Here is an 8,228-nt window from a genome sequence, read left to right on the forward strand (position 1 = left end):
CGGATCAGGCCCCTGTGGTCCGCAGCTCGTCGGCGAGGCTCGCGATCTCCTCGATGGCGGCGGCCAGGTCCTCCGCCCCGCGCGCCTGCTGCCGGGCGGCGGTGGAGGCCTGGCTGGCGGCGCCGCTCGCCTCCTCGGCGGCGGTGGCGATCTGGCGCGTGCCGGCCGCGACCTCGCGCGCCGCGCCGAGCACGGTCTCGGCCCCGGCCAGCACCTCGTCCGACCCGGCGCGCAAGCCCGTCAGGTCGGCCTCGGTGGCGTCCAGGCGGTCCAGGATCATGCGGTTCTTGCCGATCTCGCCGGCGGAGGAGGCGACGACGGAGTCCAGGTCGGCGCGCACCACGGCGACCTGGTCGCGGATATCGCGCACCACATCCTTCATGCGGTCGGCATTGCCGGCGGCGTCACGCGCCAGCGCCCGGATGTCGGTGGAGACCACGGCGAATCCGCGTCCGGCCTCGCCAGCCCGCGCCGCCTCCACCGAGCCGCTGACGGCCAGCATGTTCGTCTGCACGGCGACCAGGGCGATGGAATCCACGATCTTCTCGATCCGCCGGCCGGAACTTTCCAGCGAGCCGATCAGCTCCGCCACCGCACTCATTTCGGCCAGCGACGCGTCCATGCCGGCGCTGAGGCCAGCAATGGCAGCGCGGCCTGCGGCCAGGCGGGGGGAGACAGCCCCAAGCCGCTCGACGGTGCGGGCGGCGGCGGTGCTGGTGCTGACGGCCGCCCGTTCGATCTGTGCCATGGCGGCGGAGGATTGCTGGGTGGCGGCAGCCTGGGCCTGGGCGCCGCGGCCGATCTGCTCCAGCGCGGCGGTGATCTCCGCGGCGGCGCCGGACATTTCCTGCACCACGGCGGAGAGCTGCTCGGCGGCCGAGGCCACTTCCTCGGCGGCGGAGCCAGCGGCGCCGCCGGATTGCAGGCTCTCGGCCATGGCGGCGAGGGTCTGGGCGGTGCGCTGGCTTTCGTCGAGCGAGATGGTCTGCTGCTGCACCGCGCGCTGCGCCTCGGCGGTGGCGGCGGATTGCTCTTCGGCGGCACCGGCCACCTGCTCGGCGCCGCGCTGCGCCTCGCGGGCCGCGCCCTCCGCTTCGACGGAGGCGATGAGGATGGCCTGTGCACCTTCGGCCACCCCGCCCATCTCGGCGCGAACGGCGTCCAGCGTCGCGATCACGGCGCGGCCCTCCCGCGCCTGACCTTCGGCGCCCTCGGCGGCCGCGCGGACACGGGCGGCGATGGCGCGGACATCGGTGAGAATCCGGTCCACCAGCGCCTGCACGTCCCGGGCGCTGGATTCCGACTGCTCGGCGAAGGCCCGCACCTCCTCGGCCACCACGGCGAAGCCGCGCCCGTGCTCGCCGGCACGTGCAGCCTCGATGGCGGCATTGAGGGCCAGGAGGTTGGTTTGGTCGGAGATGTCGCCGACCGTGCGGGTGATCTCGCCGATGCTGGCCGCCTGCGCCTCGAGCGTCGCCACCACTTCGACTGAGCGCATCTGGCGGGCCGCGTTCTCCTGCACGAAGGCGGCGGAGGCCTCGATTTGCGCACCCAGTTCAACCAATGTGGATTGCAGCGCATCGGTGCGGCGGCGGGAATGCTCGGCGCGGTCGCGCGCCTGGGCAAAGGTGGTGCCGAGGCTTTCGATGGCACCCTGGGATTGCTGCGCGGCGCCCGCTGCCTCCTCGGCGGAGGAAGCGATCTGCGCCAGGGCGCGGGCCAGTTCCTCGGCGGCGGCGGCGGCCTCGGCGATGCCGGAGGCCAGTTCCTCGGTGGCGGCGCCGATCCGCTCGGCGGCCTTCTCGCGGCGGGCGCGGGAACGGTCCTGGGCGCGGCGCTGGGCCATAGGCTGGGCGGTCTGGGGCACGGGTGCCACGGCCGTGGCACGCGGCGCCGGGCGACCAGCCAGTTCGGATGTCTTGACCAGCGCCATGCAGCCCCTCGCCCCTGATGCCCGCCGCGTCATCCGACCGGAGGGCGGACCCGGCATGGTGGTGACAGGGCGGGATGCCCCGCCATCCTAGAGGCCGCTTCGGGCGCCGCCAAGCAGGTGGGCCGTCACGGGGTGCTTTGGGGAAAGCCCTCGGCGCCGCGAGTCCCGGCCTCGGGGGCGGCCGGGGCGAAGGCGGCCGACTTGACCAGGGCCCAGAGGGGTTGGCCCGGCTGCAGCGCGAGGCGCGCCACGGCATCGGCCGTGACGCGGGAGAGGAGGACCGCCCCGCCGATCCGCAGGCGCAGCATCGCCTCATGCGCGGCTGCGGGTTCGATGGATTCCAGCGTGGCAGGCAGGATGTTCTGCACGGACAGGCCACCCGGCTCCGCCGTGGCAACCGAGACGTCCCGCGCCCGGACGCGCATCCGCAGCGGGGTGCCGACGGGTTCCTCCCGCAACGGGACCCGCAGATCTCCCCCGGCGAAGCCGAGGCGCGAGAGGCCGCGCGCTGGATCGTGATCGAGCAGGGTGCAGGCGAGCACCGCTCCGGCGTCGCGCCGCGCGGCGAGCAGGGGCAGGTCGGTGCGGGCTGAGAGGTCCTCGAGCGGGCCCGCTGCGAGGACGCGTCCGGCCTCCATCAGCACCAGATGGTCGGCCAGCCGGTCCACCTCATCCAGCGCATGGGTGACATAGAGGATAGGCAGGCGGAAACGCTCCCGCACCCGGGCGAGGAAGGGCAGCACCTCGGCGCGGCGGGGAGCATCGAGCGAGGCCAGGGGCTCGTCCATCAGCAGGATGCGCGGGCGGGAGAGGAGGGCGCGGCCGAGGGCAACCCGCTGCCGCTCCCCACCTGAAAGCGCGGCTGGGCGGCGCGGCAGGAGCGGTGCGATGCCGAGAAGGGCGATCACCTCCTCCATCCCCGGCCCCTCCGCGCCGCGCGGGGCGCGGCGCAGGCCGTAGCGCAGGTTCGTCTCCACCGAGAGATGGGGAAAGAGGCGGGAGTCCTGGAAAACAACGCCGCAGCGGCGCTTCTCCGGCGGGACCATCTGGCTCGCGGCCGTGTCCAGCAGCACCGTGCCGTCCAGCGCCACCCGGCCGGAACGGGGCTGCAGCAGCCCCGCCACGGCCGAGAGCAGCGTGGACTTGCCACAGCCCGAGGGACCGAAGACCGCGGTGACGCCCGGCGTGGGGGCGGTGAAGGCAGCGTCGATCGCGAAACCGGTGGTTCCGAAGCGGTGGGCCAGCGCGACCTCGAGCATCAGCGCGACGCCCGGCCCAGCAGCACCGAAAGGCGGCGCCCGGCGAATTCCGCTAGCAGGAGCCCCGTGACGGCCAGGGTGAAGGAGATGGCGGCAAGCTTCGCGGCCGTGGCCTCGCCCCCCGGGGTCTGGGTGGCGCTGTAGATGGCGAGCGGCAGGGTCTGGGTTTCGCCCGGGATGTTGGAGGCGAAGGTGATGACCGCGCCGAACTCACCGAGCCCGGCCGCGAAGGCGGTGATGGCGCCGGAGAGGATGCCCGGCGCGATCAGCGGCAGGGTGACGGTGACGAAGCGGTCCAGCGCACCGGCCCCAAGGCTGCGCGCCGCCTCCTCCAGCCCCGGATCTACGGCATCCAGGCTCAGCCGCACCGCGCGCACGATCAGCGGGAAGGACATCACGGCCGTGGCCAGGGAGGCGCCGGCGGTGGTGAAGACCAGGCGGATGCCGAACCAGTCGTTCAGGAGCGTGCCGACGGGGCCGCGCAGTCCGAAGGTGACGAGCAGCAGCCATCCCACCACCACGGGGGGCAGCACCAGCGGCAGATGGACCAGCGCATCCAGCAGGGCGCGGCCGGGAAAGCGCCCCCGCGCCAGCAGCCAGGCTGCGAGCACCGCCGGCGGCAGGCCGAAGGCGACAGAGCGCAGCGCCACGGACAGGCTGAGCCGGACCGCCTGCCATTCCTCTGGCGTCAGGAACACGCGCGGCTATTCAGTGCGGAGCGCGAAGCCGAAGCGGCGATAGGTCTCGGCGGCATCCGGCCCGGTGGCGAAGACAAGGAAGGCCCGGGCCTGCGCGTTGCCTGCCGCGCGGCGCGCCAGGGCGAAGGGATAGGTGATGTGCGGATGGCTCTCCGCCGGAAAGCGGCCGACGACCTGCACCCCGCGCGATGCGGCGGCGTCGGTTTCATAGACGATGCCGAGCGGAGCTTCTCCGCGCTCCACGAGCAGCAAGGCGGAGCGGACATTGTCGGCGCGGGCAAGGCGGGGCGAGATGGCATCCCACTGACCCATCCAGCGGAGCGCCGCCTGGGCGTATTTGCCGGCCGGCACGTTGGAGGGATCCCCGGTGGCAAGGCGGCCATTCCCGCCAAGGAGCGCAGCGAGGCTGGTTCCGGGCCCCGGGGTGAAGGGCTGCATGGGCTGTCCGGCGGGCGCGATGAGCACGAGCGCGTTGGCCAGCGGGCTGACGCGCGTGCCGTCCAGGATGAGGCCGCGCTGCTGGACGTAATCCATCCAGGGCTCGTCGGCGGAGGCGAAGATGTCGGCGGGCGCGCCCTGCTCGATTTGGCGGGCCAGGGCGGAGGAGGCGGCGAAGGAAAAGCGGGGGGCGGGGTTGCCCCTGGCCTGCCAGGCTTCGCCGAGGGCGCGCATCGCATCGGTCAGGCTGGCGGCGGCGAAAATGGTGGCGGGGGCCGGCCCCGTATCCGCCTGCGCCGGCAGGGTGGCCAGGACGAGGCTGGCCGGCAGCGCGAGGAGCGGGCGACGGCGCATCGGGCGTATCCGCTTCGTTGTTCCCGAATGGATATATCGGTCGCCGGGGGATGGTGCAATCCAGGTGGTCGGGTGGTGCTTCCCGAAGGAAGCCATGCGCCGGTCCGGCCCGCGGACCGGCGCCAGGGGTCGATCAGCCGATCGAGCCGATGCTGAAGAAGGCCACCAGCCCGAGCACCACAAAGGCGCCGATGATCAGCAACGAGGTCATGCCCTCCGGGGCGCGTTCCGCCGGTGCGCCGGTGCTCATCTCCTGGCTGCTGCTCCGGTTTGCTTCGGCCATGATCGGGCCTCCTTCCGTAAAATTGCGGTTCCAGTGGCTGATAACGCATGGGGGCGCATCGCGTTCGGGGATGTGCGGCGGATCAACCTTGGAATGGAGCAGGCAGGCCATATGCCGGATGAAAAGGGGCTTCGCTACGGGCCGCTGACGACGAGCTGCGCGCATCTCTGTGTCGACATGCAGAACCTGTTCGCCGAGAAGACGGCCTGGCACACACCGTGGATGGAACGCGTGCTGCCGGTGGTGGAGCGCATCAGCAAACGCTACCCGGAGCGGACGATCTTCACCCGCTTCATCCCCGCCACGCATCCGGGGGAGGGGCATGGGACTTGGAAGCGCTACTACGAACGCTGGGCCGAGATGACGCAGGAGGCACTTGCCCCAGGCATGGTGGACCTCGTGCCCTCGCTCGCGCAGCTGGTGCCACCGGCGCAGGTGCTGGACAAGGCGCGCTACTCGCCCTGGGTCGAGCCGGAGCTGGAGGCAATCCTGCGGCGGCGCGGGATCGACACGCTCGTGATCACTGGGGCGGAAACGGATGTCTGCGTGCTGGCGGCGGTGCTCGGCGCGGTGGATCGCGGATACCGCGTGGTGATCCCGACGGATGCGCTCTGCTCATCCTCGGACCGGACGCATGACGCGTTGCTGACGCTCTATCGCGAACGCTATGGCCAGCAGGTTGAGACGGTCACCACGGATGAGCTGCTGGAGGCGTGGAATTGAGGAACGGGGCCTCCCTTTCAGCGATGCGCCAGCCATTCGGCGAGGCGCGTGCGCAGCCAGATCTCGGCTGGGTCCTGGTCCGACGCCGTCCGCCAGGCCATATGGGTGAGGGCTTCCGGGCAGGCGAGGGGAGGTGGATCGGAGGCAAGGGGCTCGGTGGGCCCGAAATGCGAAAACGCTTGCAGCAGGGATTCGGGGACGAGGCAGAGCAGGTCCGTATCCAACAGCGTCCGCGGTACCAGGGCGAAATCGGGCACGCCCAGGACCACCCGACGGCTGCGGCCGAGCTTCTGCAGCTCCTCATCCACAAAGCTGGTGAGCACGCCCCTGGCCGTGACGATCAGATGCGGCCGCTCGCAATAGCTGTCTAGATCGATCGGGCCGGGGGTGGAAGCATCGCGCAGCACGCGCCATCCGTCGCGGCGGAGCACGCGCATCTTCGCCGCGGCTGGAAGCTCCTCGAGGTGACCGATGGCCATGCTGATCTCCCTCGATTCCAGCATGGCCGGGGCCGTGCGGTAGGATGCCGAGCGGAGGATGATGCGGCAGCTCGGTGCCTCCTTCCGTAGCTGGCGCAGGAGGGGGAAGACGGCGAGGGCGATGTCGCCGCTCATGCCGATGCGGAAGGTGCGCGCATCATGGGCGGGATCGAAGGGAATGGCGGTGGAGATCGCGCCGGCCATGCTCTGCAGCGCGGGCGCGAGTTGTGCCATCAACACTTCGGCTCGCGGAGTTGGTTCCAGCCGATGGCCGCTGCGGATGAACAACGGGTCACCGAAGAAGGCGCGTAGCCGCCCCAGTGCGGCGGAGGTCGCCGGCTGCGACAGGAAGAGCGTCTGCGCGGCGCGGGTGACGCTGCGTTCCCGCATCAGCGCCGCGAAGACGGGTAGGAGATTTAGGTCGAACTGCCGGAGGCCCACTTCCTCGGATCGCTGAGACATCGGGAAGATCCATGTTCCGCCTTGCTGGGCAATATGAGGCGGCCCGGGCGAAATCAAACCTTGGGGCCCGGGCGGCGCGGAAAGCCTATGCAGGTTGAACGAAGCTGCGGTGGATGATCCGCAAGCGGATGGCGGCGCCGTGTGGTGGTCCTGGACCGTGTTTTTGCCGATGGTTGACGCGCCCCCGCCCGAAATCCAGGGGGATCCATGTCTTCCGGTCAATGGAACGGCCCGCCATCGACGCCGCCTGCAATGCCATGTGACATCTCACTGTGACATTTTACACTTGCGGCCTATGCGGTTCGGACGCAAGTTCCGCGCCGCGTTGGATGTCAGAAGGAGAGCGCGACGGATGCCGGAACAGAAGCCCGTTCTCATCGTCGGCGCGGGGCCCGTCGGGATGGTGGCGGCCGCCGCGCTGTCACAGCGGGGCGTGCCCGTCACGGTCCTGGAGGCCGGGGCGGAACTGTCCGGCGAGATGCGCGGCTCCACCTTCCACGCGCCGACGCTCGACATGCTGGACGATCTCGGCGCCGCGAAGGCGATGATCGCGCAGGGCATCGTCGCGCCGCGCCTGCAGTACCGCAGCCGCGACCAGGGCATCATCGGCGACTTCGATTTCGGCGTGCTCGCCGATGTCACGCGCCACCCGTACCGGCTGCAATGCGAGCAGTTCAAGTTGACGCGCATCCTGCACGACCTGCTGCGCGACAGGCCGGGCGTGTCGATCCGCTTCGATGCGCGAGTCGCGGGCTGCACGGACCGAGGGGAGGATGTGGAGGTGGTGCTGGAGGACGGTACCCGGCTTGTTGGCAGCCATGTTCTCGGCACCGATGGCGCGCGTAGCGCCATCCGCAAGTCTGCCGGAATCGAGTTCGAGGGCTTCACCTGGCCGGAGCGCTTCCTGGTGCTCTCCACGCCCTTCGATTTCGCCGAGCACATCAACGAGCTTGCAGACGTCTCCTACTACGCCGATCCGGAGGAGTGGTTCTTCCTGCTGCGCGTGCCGGGGCTGTGGCGCGCCATGTTCCCGGTGCCTGCCGAGGTGCCGGATGAGGAAACGCTGACGGAGGCCTATGGCCGCGCCCGCTTCAGCCGGATCGGGCCGGAATTCGAGGATTGCCCGGTGCGCCACCGCACCCTGTACCGTGTGCACCAGCGCGTGGCGAAGACCTTCCACCAGGGCCGCGTGCTGCTGGCCGGGGATGCGGCGCATATCAACAATCCGCTGGGCGGCATGGGGCTGAACGGTGGCGTACATGACGCCGTGAACCTGTCCGAGCGTCTGGCCAGCGTGTGGCAGGGCGAGGCCGCGCCCGATCTGCTCGACCAGTATGACCGCCAGCGCCGTGGCGTGACGGTCGAGCATGTGCAGCGCCAGACCATCGCCAACAAGCAGAACCTCGAGGCGAAGGATCCCAATGCGCAGCGCGCCTTCCGCGAGCGCATGGCGGCAACCTCCGCCGATCCGGTGCGCGCGCATGAATTCCTGCTCGGTGTTTCCATGATCGGCAGCCTGCGCCGCGCCGCCGAAATCGCCTGAGGAGCCCCGACATGCCGATCACCAAGGAACATCTCGAGTTCCACGTGCCCAATTTC

General features: G+C 70.7%; 8 protein-coding genes. 2 read left to right on the forward strand and 6 right to left on the reverse strand.

Annotated elements, in window-relative coordinates; all coding sequences use genetic code 11:
- Positions 1–4 precede the first annotated feature (4 nt).
- The 5 genes from GSE44_RS02145 to GSE44_RS02165 all read right to left on the reverse strand — a co-directional run bounded on the left by GSE44_RS02145 (position 5) and on the right by GSE44_RS02165 (position 4,965).
- On the reverse strand, positions 5–1,933 hold the full coding sequence (locus GSE44_RS02145; RefSeq protein WP_159346763.1) for a methyl-accepting chemotaxis protein: 1,929 nt from the start codon (positions 1,931–1,933) through the stop codon (positions 5–7).
- Between the two features lie 125 nt (positions 1,934–2,058).
- On the reverse strand, positions 2,059–3,192 hold the full coding sequence (gene modC, locus GSE44_RS02150; RefSeq protein WP_159346765.1) for a molybdenum ABC transporter ATP-binding protein: 1,134 nt from the start codon (positions 3,190–3,192) through the stop codon (positions 2,059–2,061).
- A complete protein-coding gene (modB, locus tag GSE44_RS02155; protein ID WP_201305884.1) occupies positions 3,192–3,890 on the reverse strand; it encodes a molybdate ABC transporter permease subunit in 699 nt (232 codons plus the stop codon). Before modB ends, modC begins: the two co-directional genes overlap by 1 nt.
- 6 nt (positions 3,891–3,896) lie before the next feature.
- Positions 3,897–4,682 (reverse strand): molybdate ABC transporter substrate-binding protein, encoded by a 786-nt coding sequence (gene modA / locus GSE44_RS02160; protein ID WP_159346767.1) that lies wholly within the window; start codon positions 4,680–4,682, stop codon positions 3,897–3,899.
- A 133-nt stretch (positions 4,683–4,815) separates the two neighbouring features.
- Positions 4,816–4,965: a hypothetical protein gene (locus tag GSE44_RS02165; protein ID WP_159346769.1), complete on the reverse strand. Its 150-nt coding sequence runs from the start codon at positions 4,963–4,965 to the stop codon at positions 4,816–4,818.
- Between the two features lie 111 nt (positions 4,966–5,076).
- Between GSE44_RS02165 and GSE44_RS02170 the strand changes: the two genes are divergently transcribed.
- A complete protein-coding gene (locus GSE44_RS02170; protein ID WP_159346770.1) occupies positions 5,077–5,688 on the forward strand; it encodes a cysteine hydrolase family protein in 612 nt (203 codons plus the stop codon).
- A gap of 17 nt (positions 5,689–5,705) precedes the next feature.
- Here GSE44_RS02170 and GSE44_RS02175 read toward each other — a convergent pair whose 3' ends face one another.
- Complete coding sequence (locus GSE44_RS02175; RefSeq protein WP_159346772.1) at positions 5,706–6,629, reverse strand: LysR family transcriptional regulator; 924 nt, start codon at positions 6,627–6,629, stop codon at positions 5,706–5,708.
- Between the two features lie 352 nt (positions 6,630–6,981).
- Here GSE44_RS02175 and GSE44_RS02180 point away from each other — a divergent pair, with 352 nt between their 5' ends.
- Complete coding sequence (locus GSE44_RS02180; protein WP_159346774.1) at positions 6,982–8,172, forward strand: FAD-dependent oxidoreductase; 1,191 nt, start codon at positions 6,982–6,984, stop codon at positions 8,170–8,172.
- The last annotated feature ends 56 nt before the right edge of the window (positions 8,173–8,228 follow it).

It is taken from the genome of Muricoccus harenae (genome assembly GCF_009848505.1).
Lineage (GTDB): Bacteria > Pseudomonadota > Alphaproteobacteria > Acetobacterales > Acetobacteraceae > Roseomonas > Roseomonas harenae.

Excerpts from the sequence above, each read along its gene's own strand:
- modA (WP_159346767.1), bottom strand. The coding sequence starts at position 4,682 with ATGCGCCGTCGCCCGCTCCTCGCGCTGCCGGCCAGCCTCGTCCTGGCC.
- GSE44_RS02170 (WP_159346770.1), top strand. The coding sequence starts at position 5,077 with ATGCCGGATGAAAAGGGGCTTCGCTACGGGCCGCTGACGACGAGCTGC.
- modC (WP_159346765.1), bottom strand. The coding sequence starts at position 3,192 with ATGCTCGAGGTCGCGCTGGCCCACCGCTTCGGAACCACCGGTTTCGCG.
- GSE44_RS02175 (WP_159346772.1), bottom strand. The coding sequence starts at position 6,629 with ATGTCTCAGCGATCCGAGGAAGTGGGCCTCCGGCAGTTCGACCTAAAT.
- GSE44_RS02165 (WP_159346769.1), bottom strand. The coding sequence starts at position 4,965 with ATGGCCGAAGCAAACCGGAGCAGCAGCCAGGAGATGAGCACCGGCGCA.
- GSE44_RS02145 (WP_159346763.1), bottom strand. The coding sequence starts at position 1,933 with ATGGCGCTGGTCAAGACATCCGAACTGGCTGGTCGCCCGGCGCCGCGT.
- GSE44_RS02180 (WP_159346774.1), top strand. The coding sequence starts at position 6,982 with ATGCCGGAACAGAAGCCCGTTCTCATCGTCGGCGCGGGGCCCGTCGGG.